Origin of the sequence: Halorubrum sp. ARQ200 (assembly GCF_005435115.1) — an archaeon.
GTDB lineage: Archaea > Halobacteriota > Halobacteria > Halobacteriales > Haloferacaceae > Halorubrum > Halorubrum tropicale.
Genome location: NZ_SGTZ01000064.1, coordinates 1 through 444, shown reverse-complemented (window position 1 = coordinate 444; position 444 = coordinate 1). Strand labels below are relative to the sequence as shown.

Genomic DNA, 444 nt, shown 5'->3' with positions numbered 1-444 from the left:
GCCCGGCCACGTCGCTGTCGGCGGCGACGATGGCGACCGCGTCGTTCGGCCCGGCGTCGACGGCCTCGCGAAGCGCATCGACCTCGTCGTCGGTCACGCCGTAGGCCGGCAGTTCGTCGGTGTGGAAGATGCCGCCCGCACCGGCGCGCTTGGCGTGGTCGGAGAGCTCGGTGCCGAGCCGGCGGTCGGGCTGGAGTTCGCGGCCGACGAGCCCGTCGAAGCCGTACAGCGGGACCGCGAGCACCTCGCCGCCCGAATCGAGCGCGCCGCGGATCACGCCCGAGTCGGTGTCCGCGAACGTCTCGCTCACGTCGACGACGTCGCCCACGGCGGCGTCCCGGGCTTCGAGTTCGTCGCGGATCTCGAGCAGTTCGACCTGCCGGTCGACTTCGCCGGCGACGATGTCGCGGATGTCGCCCAGCGCCTGGACGCCCTTTATCTCGA

1 protein-coding gene is annotated in these 444 nt (G+C 72.5%); it reads right to left on the bottom strand.

From position 1 onward, the window contains the following. The coding region (locus EXE50_RS17040) for a GAD domain-containing protein (protein ID WP_321167090.1) at positions 1–444 on the bottom strand (444 nt) is incomplete at both ends.